Below are 16607 nucleotides of genomic sequence, written 5' to 3'. Positions count from 1 at the left end.
ACTGCTGCCTCCCGTAGGAGTCGGGGCCGTGTCTCAGTCCCCGTGTGGCTGGTCGTCCTCTCAGACCAGCTACCCGTCATAGCCTTGGTGGGCCGTTACCCCGCCAACTAGCTGATAGGCCGCGAGCCCCTCCAAGAGCGGTAGCTTGCGCCACCTTTCCTCCCCGATCTTTCAACCGAGGAACGTATCCGGTATTAGCCCCCCTTTCGAGGGGGTATCCCGAACTCCAGGGCAGGTCACCCACGTGTTACTCACCCGTGCGCCACTAGGACCGCCAATGTATTGCTACACCGAAGATCCTCGTTCGACTTGCATGTGTTAAGTACGCCGCCAGCGTTCGCTCTGAGCCAGGATCAAACTCGCCATGAATGAATCGACAAATCTGAAGCCTGGTCCCTAAAGCCCAACCAAGATGTTGCTTCGGTCGGGCGCAAGGTACTCAGTAGTTACGGATGGTGCTCACACTTCTCGGTGAGCCAGTAACATATGCGATTTTCAAAGAGCGGCGGGGCGTGAACCCCTCGGGTTGAATCGAGGCCAGCGGACTGATTCGGACCGGCTGACTTCTCTCAACGCCCCCTACCCGGCTGAGCCGGAAGGATGGGCAAGGTGTGATAATACGGACAGCCTTCGAGGCTGTCAAGTCATTCCTTGACGAGGGTGAACTTCTTGAAGCGCCGCTTGCCGACCTTCAGCAAATGAGTGTTTCCGGGGGAGACCGTGTAGTTCAGGTCGACGATCGGCTCGCCGTCCAGCTCGACGGCTCCCTGTTGGATGAGCCGGCGTCCCTCGGAGCTCGAGGGGACCAGGCCGGTCTGGGCCAGTACCCTCCAGATCGGCTGCCCGCCCACCGAGGTCCGGATCGTGATCTCGTCAATATTTTCAGGCACTTCCTTGTGCTGCACCACCCGGGCGAAGTGGGCCTCCCCCTCCGCCGCGCCCGCGTCGCCGTGGTACATGGCGGTCACCGTGCGTGCGAGACGCTTCTTGGCCTCCATCGGATGCAGCCGGCGCAGCGCCTCGATCTCGTCCTCGGGCACGCGGGTCGCGAGGTCGAAATAGCGGAACATCAGCGCATCGGAGACCGACATCAGCTTGCCGTACATGTCGGCGGGTGACTCGTTGACGCCCACGTAGTTGCCGAGGCTCTTCGACATCTTCTGCACGCCGTCCAGGCCCTCGAGAATCGGCACGGTCAGGGCGACCTGCGGCTCCTGGCCGTGGGCGCGCTGCAGATCCCGCCCCACGAGCAGGTTGAAGGTCTGGTCGGTGCCGCCCAATTCCACGTCGGCGCCCAGCGCCACCGAGTCGTAACCCTGTGCGAGCGGATAGAGGAACTCGTGCAGGCTGATGGGCCGGCCGTCGGCGTAGCGTGCCGCGAAGTCTTCGCGCTGGAGGATGCGCGCCACCGTCAGGTGCGCCGTCTCGCGGATGATCTGCTCGAAGCTGAGCGGGCCCAGCCACTCCGAGTTGAAGCGCACCTGCGTGCGCGCCATGTCGAGCACCTTGCCGAGCTGGGCCTTGTACGTCTCCGCATTCTCGCGAATCTCGTCCCACGTCAGCGGCCGCCGCGTCTCCGAGCGTCCGGTGGGATCGCCGATCATCCCGGTGAAGTCGCCGATGATGATGATGATCTGGTGCCCGAGATCCTGGAAGTCGCGCAGCTTCTGGAGGACCACGGTGTGGCCCAGGTGCAGATCCGGCGCGGTGGGATCCAGACCCAGCTTGACCCGGAGCGGCGTCGCGGTCTTCAGCGAGCGCTCCAGCTTGGCGCGCAGCTCTGTTTCGACGATGATCTCGGCTGCGCCCCGCCGGATGCGGGCGAGCTGTTGATCGACGCTGGCAGGTATCTTCACGCCTGTATAATAACAATCCATGGCGGGAGGCCGACCCTCCAAACGCGCCGCGGTCCGGGGGCGGCGCTGGCTTCGCTGGACGCTGATGGGGCTGCTGGTCCTCGTCCTCGTGAGCGGCCTCGCCATCGCCGCTTCCGCCTTCTGGGTGCTCACTATCCTGCCCGGCTCTCTCCCGTCGGTCTCCCAGCTCGAGAGCTTCAATGCGAGCGACGGCACCAAGGTCTACGACGACAACGATGAGCTGATCACCGAGTTCCACGTCGAGCGCCGGATTTTCGTGCCGCTCGCCCAGATCCCGAAGTCGCTGCGTGAAGCCGTCCTCGCCACCGAGGATTCCCGCTTCTATTCCCACCACGGGGTGGACCCGATGGGCATCGCCCGCGCGGTGTACCAGAACTTCCGCCGGGGCCGCATCGTCGAGGGGGGCAGCACCATCACCCAGCAGCTGGCCAAGGTCCTGTTCCTCACCCCGGACAAGAGTCTCGAACGGAAGTTGAAGGAGGCGGTGCTCGCGCTCGAGCTGGAGCGGCGCTACTCGAAGGACCGCATCTTCGAGATGTATCTGAACCAGATATACTTCGGCCACGGTGCCTTCGGCGTCGAGGCGGCGGCCCGGACCTTCTACGGCAAGTCGGTCAGCGACCTGACTCTCTCCGAGTGCACGCTGCTCGCCGGCCTGCCGAAGGCGCCGTCGACCTACTCGCCGTTCGAGCATCCCGAGGCCGCGAAGCGACGCCGCGCCACCGTGCTCGCCCGCATGGTGGACGTGGGGATGTTGGCCCAGCCCGCCGCGAAGAAGGCGGCCGATTCCGCCCTCGGGCTCATCCCGCCCGAGCGCCGTCGCACCACCGGCCAGTACTACCTCGAGTACGTGCAGCAGCAGCTCGAGGCCCAGTACGGCGCCGATCTGGTCTTCAAGGGCGGCATGCACGTCTACACCACGCTGTCGCCGGTGATGCAGGTCAAGGCCGAGCGCTCGCTCCGCGAGGGGCTCAAGGCGCTGGAGTCGCGGCGGGTCGCGGCGACCAAGGACAAGACTCCGGCCGCTCCGGAGCGGGTCCCCGAGCGTCCCGAGGGCGCGCTGCTCGCCATCGATCCGCAGACCGGCTACATCAAGGCGATGGTCGGCGGCTACGACTTCTTCAAGAGCGAGTTCAACCGCGCGGTCCAGGCCCGGCGTCAGCCCGGTTCGGCGTTCAAGGCCTTCGTCTATCTCGCCGCGCTCGAAGCCGGGCAGACGCCGGCCAGCGTCGTCGACGATTCCCCGATCGAGTTTCCCGCCGGACGCAACGGCAAGCCGTGGAAGCCGGACAACTACGACCGCAAGTTCCGCGGCCCCATCACCTACCAGCAGGCCCTGGAGGAATCGGTGAACGTGGCCGCGGTGAAGGTGCTGGAGAAGAATGGCATCCGCCGCGCGGTGGACATCGCCCGCCGCATGGGCGTGGAAAGCCCGCTCGGCGAGAACCTGTCGATCGCGCTCGGGACCTCCGACCTCACCCTGCTCGAGATCACGTCGGCCTACGGCGCCCTCGCCAACCACGGGTCGTGGATGCGGCCGACCGCGATCCGCTACGTCCTGGACTCGCAGCGCAAGCTGCTCGAGGAGAACACTCCGCAGGGCAAGCAGGTCGTCTCCCCGGAGCTCGCCTACGTCATGACCTACATGCTCCGGGGCACGATCGAGCGAGGGACCGGAGCGGCCGCGCGTGCGTTGGCCCGGCCCGCCGCGGCCAAGACCGGCACCACCAACGACTACTCGAATGCGTGGTTCATCGGCTTCACGCCCCAGCTCGTGACGGGCGTGTGGGTGGGCTACGATCGGCCCCGGAGCCTCGGCAAGGACGAGACGGGCTCCCGGGTCGCGGTGCCCATCTGGACCGCCTTCATGCAGAACGCCCTGACCGGAACTCCGGTGGAGGATTTCCCGATTCCAGAGCGCGTGGTGCTGGTGCCGGTGGATCTCAGCGCCGGCGGCGGCTGTCAACGGCCAGTGACGATGGCATTCATCGCGGGGACCGAGCCCAAGGAGACGTGCGGGCCGGTCCGCTACGCTCCGGGCGTCTCCCCCCCGCGCATCGAGCCGCCGGTCCTCCCGGGACCTGCCACTCCGGGGGCTTCCGTCTCACCGGCCGTGCCCATTGCGCCGGCCCCTTCCACGGGGCCGGCCGCTCCCGCGGGGCCCGCCTTGCCGCCTCGGCCGAGCGCCGCCCAGCCGCCGCAGTCCTAGGCGCGTCCCACTTCGGCCGCGACCTCGGCCCAGCGCTGGCCACCGAGCAGATCGCCGACCACCCCGCCCAGCTGGGATGCGGTCACCCGGATCTGCTCCATCGAATCGCGATCGCGAATGGTGACCTTGCCGTCGGCGGCCTCTCCCTTGTCGGTGTCGCCGACCGTCTGCACGTCCACCGTGACGCAATAGGCAGTCCCCACCTCGTCCTGCCGACGATAGAGCCGGCCGATCGCCGCGGTGTCGTCGTAGACGGTGGTGAAGCGGCGCGAGAGCTCGTCGCGGATCGTGAGCGCGGTCCGCACGATGTCGCCGCGCTTCTTGAGCAGGGGCAGCACCGCGACCGAGATCGGGGCCAGCTCGGGATGGAAGCGTAGCACCACCCGCTTCTCGCCGCGCACCTCCTCCTCGCGATACGCGTCGGCGAGGAACGCGAGCAGCGCGCGATCCACCCCCGCGGAGGGCTCGATGACGTAGGGCACCACGTGCTCCTTGCGCTCCTCGTCGAAGTAGGTGAGCGCCTTGCCGCTCCACTTGGCGTGCTGCTTGAGATCGAAGTCGGTGCGATTGGCGATGCCCATCAGCTCGCTCCAGCCGATCGGGAAGCGGTACTGCAGATCGGCGGTGCGCTTGGAATAGTGCGCCAGCTCGGCGCGGTCGTGCTCGTGCAGCCGCAAGTTCTCGGCGGCCAGGCCGTACCGCTGGAACCAGGCCAGGCAATCCGCGATCCACCGATCGTGCCAGTGCTCGTCGGCGGGCCGTCCGTCCACCGTGTCGTGCGGGTTCACGAAGTACTCGATCTCCATCTGTTCGAACTCGCGCGTCCGGAAGATGAAGTTGCCGGGCGTGATCTCGTTGCGGAAGGCCTTGCCGATCTGGCCGATGCCGAACGGCAGCTTGCGCCGCATCGACTGCTGCACGTTCTCGAAGTTCACGAAGATGCCCTGGGCGGTTTCCGGCCGGAGGTAGGTGACGGCGGCGTCCTCCTCCACCGGCCCCATGAACGTCTTGAACATCAGGTTGAACTGCCGCGGCGCGGTCAGCTCGCCCTTGCCGCAGTCGGGACAGAGGCTGCGGCGGCTCCCGCAGTGCGTGCAGGCCTCGCCGGCCGGGATCGTGAACTTGTTGCCCTTGGTGGCGGGGCAGTAGTGCACCCACGGCGTCTCCTCGAGCTGATCGGCGCGGAAGCGGTGACGGCACTCGCGGCAGTCCACCATCGGATCGGTGAAGTGATCGACGTGTCCGCTCGCCTTCCACACCATGGAGTGCATCAGGATCGACGCGTCGAGGCCGACCATGTCCGCGCGCCGCTGCACGAAGTCCCGCCACCAGGCCTGCTTGATCTTGTTCTTCAGCTCCACGCCGAGCGGCCCGTAGTCCCAGCACGAGCCGGTCCCGCCGTAGATCTCGCTCGACTGGAAGACGAACCCGCGTCGCTTGCAGAGCGAGACGAGGGTGTCCATCGAAACCATGGCGGTCAGGATAGCACAGGGCCGCGAGGGCCCCGGGCGGCCGCGGGGCTACTCCGAGGGCGGGGGCTCGGCGACCACGGACAGGAAGCGACGCGTCTGGGTGAGGAAGCGTGACGAGAGCGGGTAGCGCCCCATCAAGCGGGCGACCACGCCGTCCAGCACCGCGGCCAGCTCCGTGTCCAGCGACCCGGCGAGGTTGAGCCGCAGCGACTCCTCCCACGACAGGGCGCGCAGACGCTTGAGGGCGCCGACCAGGCCGCCCGACAGCGGGATCGCGTCCGCGCCCGCACGGCAGGCCGAGCAGATCAGGCCGCCCGCGGTCATGTCCAGCGCGGCATCCGGGAATGGATGGAGACGGCCGCACGCCACGCAGCGGTCGATCCGCGGCCGGTGACCGAGCAGGTCGACCGCGCGCAGGCCGAAGCACACCGAAACCCGGGTGGGCCGGTGGCTCACCTCCATCGCGGCGAGCGTCCGCAGCAGCAGCGCGAACAGGGCGGGGTTCGAATCCCGCTCGGCCGAGAGCCGGGCCACCACCTCCACCGACCACGCGGCCTGGCCGAGCCGCTCGAGGTGCTCCCGCACGCCGACGAACGGCCGCACGATGTCGAAGTGGTCGACCTGCACCAGCTCGCTGCGACCGCTATCGAAGAAGACCATCTCGCCGAGCGTGAACAGCTCCAGCGCGCTGCCGAAGCGCGAGCGGGGCCGGCGGGCCGAGCGGGCGATCCCCCGGACCTTGCCGTGGTCGCGGGTATAGAAGTCGACGAGCCGATCGCTCTCGCCGAACGCGCGGCGTCCGATCACCACCGCTCGCGTCTTGTGAAGCGCCATGGTCCGCCGATCCGATCAGGAGGTGAGCAGGAACCCGAACTCACGCAAGGCCTTGTCGTCCTTCCGCCACTCCGCGCGCACCCGGACGGTCAGATCGAGATAGACCTTGATGCCGAAGAAGCGCTCCAGGTCGACCCGGGCCGCCGCCCCGATCCGCTTCAACATGGCCCCGCCCTTGCCGATCACGATACCGCGCTGCGAGTCACGCTCCACGAAGATGGTGGCGCGAATGTAGAGGCACTCGGGGCGCCGCCGCTCGGTGAGCTCCTCCACCCGGACCGCGCAGGAGTACGGCACCTCCTGGTGGGTCAGGCGGAAGATCTTCTCGCGGATCGCCTCGGCCACCCAGAAGGTCTCGGGTTGATCGGTCAGAGCGTCCGGAGGAAAGTAGGCGGGCCGCTCGGGCAGGGCGGCCACGATCAGCTCCAGCAGGCGCTCGCAGTGCTCGCCCCGCTCCGCCGAGAGGGGCACGATCTCCGCGAAGGAGTGGGCCACCCGATACGCGGCCATCAGCGGGAGCAGCCGGGACTTCGCCGACACCAGATCGGTCTTGTTGAGGCAGCAATAGACCGGCGCGCGAACCGCCTTGAGCTGATCGAGCGCGGCGCGATCCAGCCGGGTCGGATCCTCGGTCGCCTCCGCGACGAAGCAAACCAGGTCCACGTCTTCCACCGCCTTCTCCGCGGTCCGGGCCATGAGCTGGGAGAGGCGGCCGGCGCCCATGTGGAGTCCCGGGGTGTCCACGAACACGATCTGCGCCGACGGCAGGTGGCGGATTCCGGTGATACGGGTGCGGGTCGTCTGAGGACGCGGCGAGACGATGGCCATCTTCTCGCCCACCAGGCGGTTGAGCAGCGTGGACTTCCCCACGTTGGGGCGGCCGACCAGGGCGACGAACCCGGCGCGATGCGACGCCATCAGCGCTCGAGGAGGCCGGTCCAGAGACGCGGCGGAACCGCACCCGTCCGCCCGGCCAGGATCTCGCGCGCGCGCTCGTGCATCCGGCGGGCCCGACGCGGTCCGTGATCGTCGTAGCCGGCCAGGTGAAGGAGCCCGTGCACCACGAGCAGATCGAGCTCCGCCGCGAGAGGAACGCCAACCCGCCGGGCCTGCCGGGCCGCGGTCTCCGCCGAGACGATCACCTCACCCCAGAGACGCGCGGGTCCGGGACCCGCCAGGTCGAAGGCGAGCACATCGGTGGCGCACCGCTTGCCGAGATACCGCGCGTTGAGCGCTCGGATGCGCCGGTCGTCCACGACCGTGACGTGCACTTCCCGGTCCGCCCGTCCGAGCGCGGCGAGGGCCCGCCGGGCCACCGCGCGGAGCCGCGGCGACGAGATGCGGGAGCGCCGCTGGAGATTGGACACCGCGACGGGCACGGCCGGGGCCGAGCCTCAGCCCGCCCCGCGTGCCGGAGGCTTCTGGACCCGGTCGTAGGCGCGCACGATCGAGGAGACGAGATCGTGGCGCACCACGTCGCGGTCATCGAAATAGATGAAGCGGATACCCTCGATGCCCTGCAGCACCGTCTGGATCTCGATGAGACCGGAGGGGCGGCTCGACGGGAGATCCACCTGGGTGATGTCTCCCGTCACCACCATCTTGGAGTTGAACCCCAGCCGGGTCAGGAACATCTTCATCTGCTCGGAGGTGGTGTTCTGAGCCTCGTCGAGGATGATGAAGGCGTCATTGAGGGTGCGTCCGCGCATGTACGCGAGCGGCGCGATCTCGATGGCGCCCTTCTCGGACAGCGCGCCGACCTTTTCGGGCTCGAGCATGTCGTACAGCGCGTCGTAGAGCGGCCGCAAATAGGGATGCACCTTCTCCACGAGGTCGCCGGGCAGGAACCCCAGGCGCTCGCCCGCTTCCACCGCGGGACGGGTCAGGATGATCCGCGCGACCTCACGCTTGAGCAGCGCGGACACCGCCATCGCGACCGCCAGGTAGGACTTGCCGGTGCCCGCCGGACCGATCGCGATCACGAGGTCGTGGCCGCGCACCGCCTCCAGATAGCGCTTCTGGTTGGCGGTCTTCGGGGTGATGAAGCGTCGGCGCGACGGCACCGCGATCGCGTCGGCCAGCACCGACTTCACGTCCGCACCCGGCTCGTTGCCCGCGATGCGCAGCGCCGATCGGATGTCGGCGGCGCTCAGCGACGGTCGCTCGCGGAGCATCGCCACCAGCTCGCGCAACACGCGCTCCACCTCTGCCACCTGCCGCTCCTCGCCGCGCAGGGTGACGTCGTGGCCTCGGGCGGTGATGCGGACGTCGTACTGGGCTTCAAGCGCGCGCAGGTGCTCGTCGTGACGGCCGAGCAGGGCGAGGTGATTCAGGTCCGGAGGCAGGACGACACGCCGGGTGACGCCGGTGGCTTCGGTCAACGAGTGCTCATGCCTCCAGGCGCCAGCATATCACGCGGTTCCAGGCCCTTCCACGACGCGGATCCCGAGCTCGCGCAGCTGCTTGGCGTCGACCGGCGCGGGCGCGTCGGTCAGCGGGCACGTCCCCTTCTGCGTCTTCGGGAACGCGATGACTTCGCGGATGGACTCCTGGCCGACCAGGTTCGCGACCAGGCGGTCGAGCCCGAAGGCGATACCGCCCATCGGGGGGGCGCCGAACTCGAGCGCGTCCAGCAGGAAGCCGAACCGGGCGCGCGCGTCCTCCTTGGAGATGCCGATCAGGGCGAACAGGCGCTCCTGCACGCTCTGCTGGTGGATACGGATCGAGCCCCCCGCGGCCTCCTGGCCGTTCAGCACCAGGTCGTAGGCCTTGGCGCGGGCGCGCCCGGGATCCGACTCCAGGAGGAGCAGGTCCTCGTCGCGCGGCGCGGTGAACGGGTGATGCACGGCGTCCCAGCGCTTCTCCTCGTCGTTCCACTCGACGAGGGGAAAATCGACGATCCACGAGAACACGTCCCGATCGGCCGGGATGTGGTTGAACCGGCGCGCGAGATCGACCCGCAAGCGCCCCAGCACCGTCGCCGCGATCGCGGGCGCGTCGGCGACCAGCAGCAGGAGATCACCCGGAGCGGCGCCCAGCGCCTCCAGGAGGCGCGCCTGCACGCCCTGAATGAAGCGGGCCACCGGGGACTGCACGCCGTCGGCATTCACCTTGATCCACACGAGCCCCTTCGCGCCCGCCTGCTTGGCCTCGGCGGTGAGGTCATCCAGCTCCTTGCGGCTCATGCCGCCGGCTCCCGGCATGCGCAAACCCTTCACGACCCCGCCGCCGGCCAGGGTCTGCGCGAAGGCCTGGAACTCGCCGCCCGCGAACAGCGCGGAGCAGTCCGCCAGCTCGAGGCCGAATCGCAGATCGGGCTTGTCCGAGCCGAAGCGGGCCATGGCCTCGTCGTAGGGGAGGCGCGGGAAGGGTCGCGGGACCTCCACGCCCTTCACGCGGCGCCAGATCTCGGCGGTTAGCCCCTCCACGATCGGCAGGAAGTCGTCACGATCGAGGAACGAGGTCTCGATATCGATCTGGGTGAACTCGGGCTGACGATCCTTGCGCAGGTCCTCGTCACGGAAGCAGCGCACGATCTGGAAGTAGCGCTCGAAGCCGGCCACCATCAGCAGCTGCTTGAACAGCTGCGGCGACTGGGGCAGCGCGTAGAAGCTGCCGGCCTGCAGCCGGCTCGGCACCAGGAAGTCGCGGGCGCCCTCGGGCGTCGACCGGGTGAGCACCGGGGTCTCGACCTCGAGGAAGCCCTGGGCGTGCAGATAGTCGCGGGTGGCTCGACAGACTTGATCCCGCACCTGGAAGGCGTGGAGCACGTGCGGACGGCGCATGTCGAGATAGCGGTACTTGAGCCGCAGGGTCTCGTCGACCTCCGCGTCGTCGTCGAGCTGGAAGGGCAGCGGCCGCGACTCGTTGAGGATCCTCACCTCGGTGACCTGCACCTCGATCGCCCCGGTCGCGAGCTTCGGATTCTCGGTCCCGGCCGGGCGTGAGGCCACCGTTCCACGCACCGCGAGCACGAACTCGGCGCGCACCGCCTCGGCCTTCGCGTGCGCGTCGCCGGCCTTCGAGGGGTCGAACAGGCACTGGGTGAGCCCTTCACGATCGCGCAGGTCGATGAAGACGAGCCCGCCGTGGTCTCGACGTCGGAAGGCCCAGCCCATCAGCGTCACCGGCTGTCCGACGTGCTCGCCGCGTAGCGCCCCGCAGGTGTGGGTGCGCCGCCATCCGCCCAGCGTCTCGGTCACTGCGTCGTCTCCCCCGCCCCTCCCGTACGAGGCGCGCGCCACTCGATCATTCCATCGGGTCCCACCACGCCGATCCGCCGGAATCCCCTCGCCTCCAGATCTTGAAGCTGCTTGCCGAGCCGCTTGGCCCGCGTCTCCAGGAGCACGTGCCGGCCCTGCTCGCGCAGATCGCGCGCCAGGTTCAGCACCGGTCCCAGCGCCGGCATCGCCTCGTCGAACACCAGCGCGACCCGCTCGGGGTCGGCCACCGCGGAGGGCCCCCGCTCCATCAGGATCCCGACGACCCGCTCGAAGCCGATCGAGAAGCCGGTGGCGGGAACGTCCCGCCCCGTGAAACGCCCCACCATCCGGTCGTATCGCCCGCCTCCCGCGATGGACGACGTGGAGTCCCCGTGCTGGATCTCGAAGATCGGGCCGGTATAGTAGCCCATGCCTCTCACCAGGGTGGCATCGAAGGCGAGTCGGAAGCGGCCGGCCGCCTGCGCTTCGACCGTCTCGAGGATGCGCTGAAGGGCGCGCCAGACCACGTCGTCCGCCGCCGGTCCCAGCCATGTCCGGAGCGCCGCCGGCGTCACGCTCGAGCCCAGCAGGTCGAGCAGGCGCTCGATGGCGGAAGGCGGGTGCCCGGCCGCGCGGAGCTCCTCGGCGACCCCCTCCCGACCGATCTTGTCGAGCTTGTCCAGCCCGATGAACACCGACCCGGCCCGCGCCACGTCGAAGCCGCAGTGGGCCACCAACGCGCCGAGCAGGCGCCGATCGTTCAAGCGCACCGTGAGGTCCTTCAGCCCGAGCGCGGTCAGCGCCTCGGTGGTGGCGAGGATCAGCTCGATCTCGGCCACCTCGGCCCCCACGCCCAGGATGTCGATGTCGCACTGGGTGAACTGACGGTACCGGCCCTGTTGCGGCCGCTCCGCGCGCCAGACCGGGCCGATCTGGATGGCCTTCAGCGGCTGGGGCAGGCGTGCATGGTTCTGGGCGTAGTAGCGGACGAGGGGCACGGTCAGGTCGAAGCGCAGGCCCAGGTCGGCCAGATCGTCGGGGTGGCCCGCGGTGGACAGCTTCTCGCCGCGCTTGAGGATCTTGAAGATGAGCTTCTCGTTCTCGCCGCCGTCACTGCGCAGCAGCAAGCGGAGGCTCTCGACGGCCGGGGTCTCGATGCGCACGAAGCCGTGGCGGCGATAGACGGCTACGATCTGGGTCATGGCCCAGTCGCGCAGCGCCACTTCGTCGGGCAGCACGTCCCGCATTCCGCGGGGCGGCGCGGGGTCGAGCCGGGGCTCCCGGCCCCGGTTCTCTTCCGGGATCGTCAGAGGAGGCCTAGTCCTGCGGCACGGTCATGATGATCTGCGTCTCACCGCCCGCCTTGAGAAGGTGGTTGCTGTAGCGAACGACCGAGGCGATCAGGGTGGGCTGGACGGCATCCTCGGTCTTGTAGGCGCCGAGGCAGGTGATGCCGCCCTCGAAGCCGGAGTTGATCGTCTGCAGCCGGAAGCCGGCGGGCCCCTTGAAGACCACCGCGAGCAGCCCTTCCCGGATCTGGTTCTGCGGCACGATCAGCTCGTCGAGCCCATCACCGTCCAGATCGACCGCGAGCGGCGTGGGCTCGATCTTGAAGAACTTGCTGCGGTCGTTCCTCGAAGACTGGGTGGCGCCGATGAGCTCCACGGTCAGGTACCCCCCACCGACCGAGGTCGAGGAGCGCCACAGCTCCTCACCTTCGTTGGCGATCTGCAACCGGTTGAACTCGTCGATGATCGCCAGCGCGCGCGTATCCTTGCCCATGACGTTCGAGAACGCGGCGCCCATCGGGCGGAAGGAGCTGGCCACGCGCACCGACTTTTCGGTCGTGAGCTTGCCGTCCTTCAGGGACACCTGGTCGGCCTGACCGGGCGTGAAGAAGTTCTCCTGGTTGTAGCGCTGGGTCCACAGCGTCTGCTTCACGCCCTCGCCCTTGAGATCCACCGCAAAGAGGAAATCGGACACGTACTCGACGATCATCTCGGGCTTGCCGTCATGGGCCCCGAGGATGAACGAGTTGAGTCCGAGCCTCGGCACGTAGCGGTTGCCGATCACCTCGAGGTTGCCGTCCCCGTTGAGATCCGCGAGCTGCAGCGAGAATACTCGCCCCAGGCTCCGCACCGATTTGCTCCACTCCGGCTCCACTTTCTGGTTCACGATGCGGTACATGTAGATCTGGTCGCCGTCGCTGACCACCATGCGCGGGATCTTGTCCTTGGGAGCGACCGCGATGTCCATGGCCAGGACCGCGAACTTGAACTTGGCCACCTCTCGGAGCGGCAGCGAGTTGTCCCCGGTGGAATAGCTGCCCGCCTCCAGATCACCACCGAGCAGCCGGGACAGGAGCGAGCGCGGCTTGGCCTGGGGCGGATTGGCCGGGCCGCCCTGCGAGAATCTGGGAGCCGGCTGGGCGGCCCGCAAGGTGGACGGCGGCACGAAGAACGAGGTGGTCACCGCCGCGTCGGCGCGGGGCGCCGAGAAGAAGCGCACGTCCATGAACGGCCGTCCCTGCATCCTCGTGAAGTACACGGCCAGGATGTTGTTGGCCTTGAAGCGCTCCGCGGCCTCCGGGACTCCCTTGCCCGCGAGGAAGTCGGGCGCGGTCAGTCGCTGCTGGGCGAGGAACACGTTGATCGAGTCGCCCATGGTGATCTTGAAGCGGCCGGTGGCGCCGAGACGCTCCACCAGCTCCTGCGTGGCCGTCTCGACCAGCGTGTCCTTCACGCTGCCGAGGAGCGGCACGAGTACGATGGTGACCTTGGCCGAGGACACCCGGAACCGGTCGCCGGCCTGGACCGTGCTGCCGGAAGGAACGGTCGCCGTCGAGAAGCTGTCGCCGGCCTGGACCATTCGGGTGACTCCGAGTGAGTCCTCCGCCCGACCCAGCACCTCGCCGGTCTTCGGATGCCGGATCTCGCGTCCCTGGCGATAGAGCTCCACCTCGAGACCGGGGCGCGCCCCTTCCTTGGCGCCCGCACCCAAGGTCAGTGAGGTGTCACGCACCTCGAGGACCTCGCCCTCCACCTTCGGAAAGAGATCCATCAGCTGATCGACCAGCGCGGTCATGGGCGCGGAACTGGTGGGGCCGGTCGGGCCGCTCTGCCCGTTCGGAGCCTGCGGTGGGGTCTGGGACTGGGCGGCGGCGCTGCCGGCTACCAGGATCGCCAGCAGCACGGCGGGAACGACCTCTCGAAGACGTGCCATCAAGCCCTCAACGCTCCTCCGTCGTTGGCCGCGGAGGGTGCTGGACCACTATATACCGACACGGCGAACACCGGGGCCACTTCTCGCCACACCGGACAGCCCCAGGGCTGCCACGACCATGGGGTGACTATACGTGGGCTCCCCGATGCCAGCAAGGAACTGGGTAAAAGCAACGGGCCCGGGGGGATGCCCCGGGCCCGAAGGTCCTGCGTTCTCGCGCGCTAGAACGTGAAGCGGACGCGAGAGGTGAGGATGAACGGGTTGTTGGTGTTGCGGCCGCCCACCGCGGGGTCGGTCACGGCATCCAACGCCCGGCCATTGATCATGTAACCGGCCGCATTGTCCCACACGAGGCCGTCGGCGAACCGCCAGCTCACGAGGGCCATGAACTCGGTGCCGACGAAGTTGCTGTTGTCACGCGGACCACCAGTGAAGCTGGGCAGCAGACCGGCACCCGCCACCGCGGTGCTGTTCCGATCCACCGCCTCGGCCGTCCAGTGCCCGTTCACACCGCCCATGACGCTGAGCGCCGGCGTGAAGGCATAGGTGGCCTTGATGCCAACCTGGCCACGGCCGTACTTGTCCCATCCGATCTGGTTACCGGCATAGGCGATCCGGCCGGCCGCCTCGTTGTAGGCGTTGAGGTAGTCCAGGCCCAGCGACGTGAGCTGCGTGCCCCAGTCGGCCAGGTAGCTCGTATCCGTCGTCAGCGGCTGGTAGTAGCCGACGGATGTCAGGGTGGTGCTCCGAGCCTTGTTACCGGTGCTGTACACGCCCACCCCTTCGATGAGGAGCGGACCGAGCTGGTACCCGGCGCGCAGGTCGACGAGCCAGGCATCGATGCCTGCATAGTACTTGCGGCCATTGACGATACCAGCGTTGGCGAAGCCTGCCGCCGCACCGGTCGTATTCCCGATCACGGAGCGGTTACCGAACTGATACATGACGGTCGGATCGAAGGAGAACGGCCCCATCCGGAGCCGGGCATCGAGACCCACCGTGTAGCGCGTCTCATTGATGCCACCGCGCATGGTGCCGTCCGGGTTCGAGAAGAACCCGGCGCCGGTGCCGATACCACCGCGACCGGCGCGGGCGCTGCCGTTGGTGGTGCCCTGAGCCGAGAAGACCGAGAGCAACGGCTTGATGTCCAGACCCTTGAACGGCGTGATCTCGGGCGAGATGATCGCCGCCCAGTCGTCGCCACGGTTCTGCGTGTTGGCGATACCGGCGTACGCGAGCCCGGTCTTCGTGGTCGGTCCGGTGAGGTTCTCCTCTACCTGGACGTAGGTCGTGATGAGCTTGACGTTCGGAGTGAACTGCCAGCTGACGTTCACCCCCGGAAAATCACCGGTGGCGTACGCGGCCAGCTTGTAGCTCGCGATCGCGCCAAACGGCTGGGCGCCGAGCCGGGCCGTGGTCGGAATCGGAATCAGCGGCACCGGGAACTCGACGTACAACCACTTGATCTCGATGATGCCGCGGGAGTCCGTGTTGAGGTCGAAGCTGCCGTCCGTGCCGAAGCCGCTCTGCACCGCGGTGGTGGCGGCAGCGCCGGCGCTGACGATGGTCGAGTCGTTGGACCCGGCCTGGCCATAGACGTGGTCGAGCTCGATACCGAGCACGCCCTTGGCCTTGCCGACTTCACCGATGAAGTCGAACCGGCCGCGGGTCCGCAGGTACCACATCTGGTCCTTCCGGTTGAACACGCCACCGTTGTAGTTGGCCATGTTCTCGGAGTAGGACGTGACGTTGTCGATGAGGCCGTTGATGGTCACCTTCGGGGCGGGCGCCTGGGCGTATGCCATCGGCGCCGCCATGGCCAGGATGGCCAAGGCGATCATCAGGACGGCCAGAGTCGTCCTTTTCATTAGGCTCTCCTCAATCAGGTTGATGACGTTCGTTCTGACTGCTTGTGCTTACTGAATGCCTACGATGTGCGCAACGACGGTACGACTGGAGAAGCGTATGTCTTGCGCTGTCACCTCCCTGGGAGAAAAAGAATAGGAAAATGCTTGACCTTTTTACCGCGAACCCATTTCGCGGGTCAAGAAAAAAGCCGGAAATCTGACACTTGCAAGCGGCTAATCAAAACAACTACTTACTTGCTATCTCCCATCGCTTTCAGCACCTCGGCGGCCCGCTTTCCGAGCATGGATCCGGGCTCCAGATCCCGAGCCGCCTGGAAGTGCAGCCGGGCCTCGTCCTTGCGCCCGTCCTTTTCGAGGATCACCCCGAGCCAGAAGTGCGAGGGAACCAGCTTGGGCTCGAACTGAAGCGCGGAGCGGAAGGCCTCCTCGGCTTCCTTCCGCCGATCGAGTGCCCAGTACGCGTACCCGAGATTGTTGTACGTGTTCTCGGGGCTGGCGTAGATGGTCTGGGCGAGGGCCTTGCGATAGGCCAGGATGGCGTCCTCCCACTTGGCCTGCTCGGCATAGGCAGATCCCAGATTGTGGAAGGCGTCGGCGTAGGTCGGATCGAGCTCCACCGCCTTCTGGAACTCGGCCTGAGCTTCCGGATACCGGCCCACGTTCAGGAGCACCGCGCCGACCGCATTGTGATAGAGCGGGTTCTGGGGCTCGATCTCCGCGGCCATGCGGAGGGAGGACAATCCGAGGGAAACGCGGTTCTCGGCAATGGACTTCACGCCCGATTCGTAGGCCGAGCGCGCTTCGAGCCGGCGGATCTCTTCCTGGGCCGCGATATTGGCGCACGCGGGCAGACACGCCACAGCGAGCAGCAGTGCCAGCCCGACGCCGTGCCTTGACACTCTCATGATCGCCATGTATTCCTT

12 protein-coding genes and 1 rRNA gene are annotated in these 16607 nt (G+C 67.7%); 1 reads left to right on the top strand and 12 read right to left on the bottom strand.

Going from position 1 to position 16607, the window contains the following annotated elements; all coding sequences use genetic code 11:
- Both VKN16_18595 and tyrS read right to left on the bottom strand, forming a co-directional pair.
- Window positions 1–369, bottom strand: a 16S ribosomal RNA gene (locus VKN16_18595); the annotation flags it as partial.
- A 275-nt stretch (window positions 370–644) separates the two neighbouring features.
- Window positions 645–1856 (bottom strand): tyrosine--tRNA ligase, encoded by a 1212-nt coding sequence (gene tyrS / locus VKN16_18590; protein HME96221.1) that lies wholly within the window; start codon window positions 1854–1856, stop codon window positions 645–647.
- A 19-nt stretch (window positions 1857–1875) separates the two neighbouring features.
- Here tyrS and VKN16_18585 point away from each other — a divergent pair, with 19 nt between their 5' ends.
- Window positions 1876–4086, top strand: a complete 2211-nt coding sequence (locus VKN16_18585) for a PBP1A family penicillin-binding protein (protein HME96220.1) — start codon at window positions 1876–1878, stop codon at window positions 4084–4086.
- Here VKN16_18585 and VKN16_18580 read toward each other — a convergent pair.
- The 10 genes from VKN16_18580 to VKN16_18535 form a co-directional block, all read right to left on the bottom strand.
- A complete protein-coding gene (locus VKN16_18580; protein ID HME96219.1) occupies window positions 4083–5549 on the bottom strand; it encodes a glycine--tRNA ligase in 1467 nt (488 codons plus the stop codon). The two genes, VKN16_18585 and VKN16_18580, sit on opposite strands and share 4 nt — an antisense overlap.
- A gap of 57 nt (window positions 5550–5606) precedes the next feature.
- Window positions 5607–6392 carry a DNA repair protein RecO gene (recO, locus tag VKN16_18575; protein HME96218.1) on the bottom strand — a complete coding sequence of 262 codons (786 nt, stop codon included), beginning with the start codon at window positions 6390–6392 and terminating at the stop codon, window positions 5607–5609.
- A 15-nt stretch (window positions 6393–6407) separates the two neighbouring features.
- Window positions 6408–7310, bottom strand: coding sequence for a GTPase Era (gene era, locus VKN16_18570; GenBank protein ID HME96217.1), 903 nt, complete (start codon window positions 7308–7310; stop codon window positions 6408–6410).
- Entirely contained in the window at window positions 7310–7771 is a 462-nt protein-coding gene (gene ybeY, locus VKN16_18565) for an rRNA maturation RNase YbeY (GenBank protein HME96216.1), read from the bottom strand. The genes era and ybeY overlap by 1 nt, the downstream gene beginning before the upstream one ends.
- A 15-nt stretch (window positions 7772–7786) precedes the next feature.
- Entirely contained in the window at window positions 7787–8773 is a 987-nt protein-coding gene (locus VKN16_18560; protein HME96215.1) for a PhoH family protein, read from the bottom strand.
- 30 nt (window positions 8774–8803) lie between these two features.
- Window positions 8804–10594: an aspartate--tRNA ligase gene (gene aspS / locus VKN16_18555; GenBank protein ID HME96214.1), complete on the bottom strand. Its 1791-nt coding sequence runs from the start codon at window positions 10592–10594 to the stop codon at window positions 8804–8806.
- A complete protein-coding gene (gene hisS / locus VKN16_18550; GenBank protein HME96213.1) occupies window positions 10591–11841 on the bottom strand; it encodes a histidine--tRNA ligase in 1251 nt (416 codons plus the stop codon). The genes aspS and hisS overlap by 4 nt, the downstream gene beginning before the upstream one ends.
- 70 nt (window positions 11842–11911) lie before the next feature.
- Window positions 11912–13816: a VCBS repeat-containing protein gene (locus VKN16_18545; protein HME96212.1), complete on the bottom strand. Its 1905-nt coding sequence runs from the start codon at window positions 13814–13816 to the stop codon at window positions 11912–11914.
- A gap of 221 nt (window positions 13817–14037) precedes the next feature.
- Window positions 14038–15648 (bottom strand): hypothetical protein, encoded by a 1611-nt coding sequence (locus VKN16_18540; protein HME96211.1) that lies wholly within the window; start codon window positions 15646–15648, stop codon window positions 14038–14040.
- Between the two features lie 266 nt (window positions 15649–15914).
- Window positions 15915–16589, bottom strand: coding sequence for a tetratricopeptide repeat protein (locus tag VKN16_18535; protein ID HME96210.1), 675 nt, complete (start codon window positions 16587–16589; stop codon window positions 15915–15917).
- Window positions 16590–16607 lie beyond the last annotated feature (18 nt).

The sequence above is a fragment of the Candidatus Methylomirabilota bacterium genome (assembly GCA_035315345.1).
In the GTDB taxonomy this organism is placed as follows: domain Bacteria; phylum Methylomirabilota; class Methylomirabilia; order Rokubacteriales; family CSP1-6; genus CAMLFJ01.
The sequence above is the reverse complement of the archived record's forward strand: the minus strand, read 5'-3'. Positions and strand labels throughout refer to the sequence as shown.

Coding starts and splice junctions, on each gene's coding strand:
- VKN16_18585 (HME96220.1), top strand. CDS start 1,876: ATGGCGGGAGGCCGACCCTCCAAACGCGCCGCGGTCCGGGGGCGGCGC.
- VKN16_18580 (HME96219.1), bottom strand. CDS start 5,549: ATGGACACCCTCGTCTCGCTCTGCAAGCGACGCGGGTTCGTCTTCCAG.
- recO (HME96218.1), bottom strand. CDS start 6,392: ATGGCGCTTCACAAGACGCGAGCGGTGGTGATCGGACGCCGCGCGTTC.
- era (HME96217.1), bottom strand. CDS start 7,310: ATGGCGTCGCATCGCGCCGGGTTCGTCGCCCTGGTCGGCCGCCCCAAC.
- hisS (HME96213.1), bottom strand. CDS start 11,841: ATGCGGGACGTGCTGCCCGACGAAGTGGCGCTGCGCGACTGGGCCATG.
- VKN16_18545 (HME96212.1), bottom strand. CDS start 13,816: ATGGCACGTCTTCGAGAGGTCGTTCCCGCCGTGCTGCTGGCGATCCTG.
- VKN16_18535 (HME96210.1), bottom strand. CDS start 16,589: ATGAGAGTGTCAAGGCACGGCGTCGGGCTGGCACTGCTGCTCGCTGTG.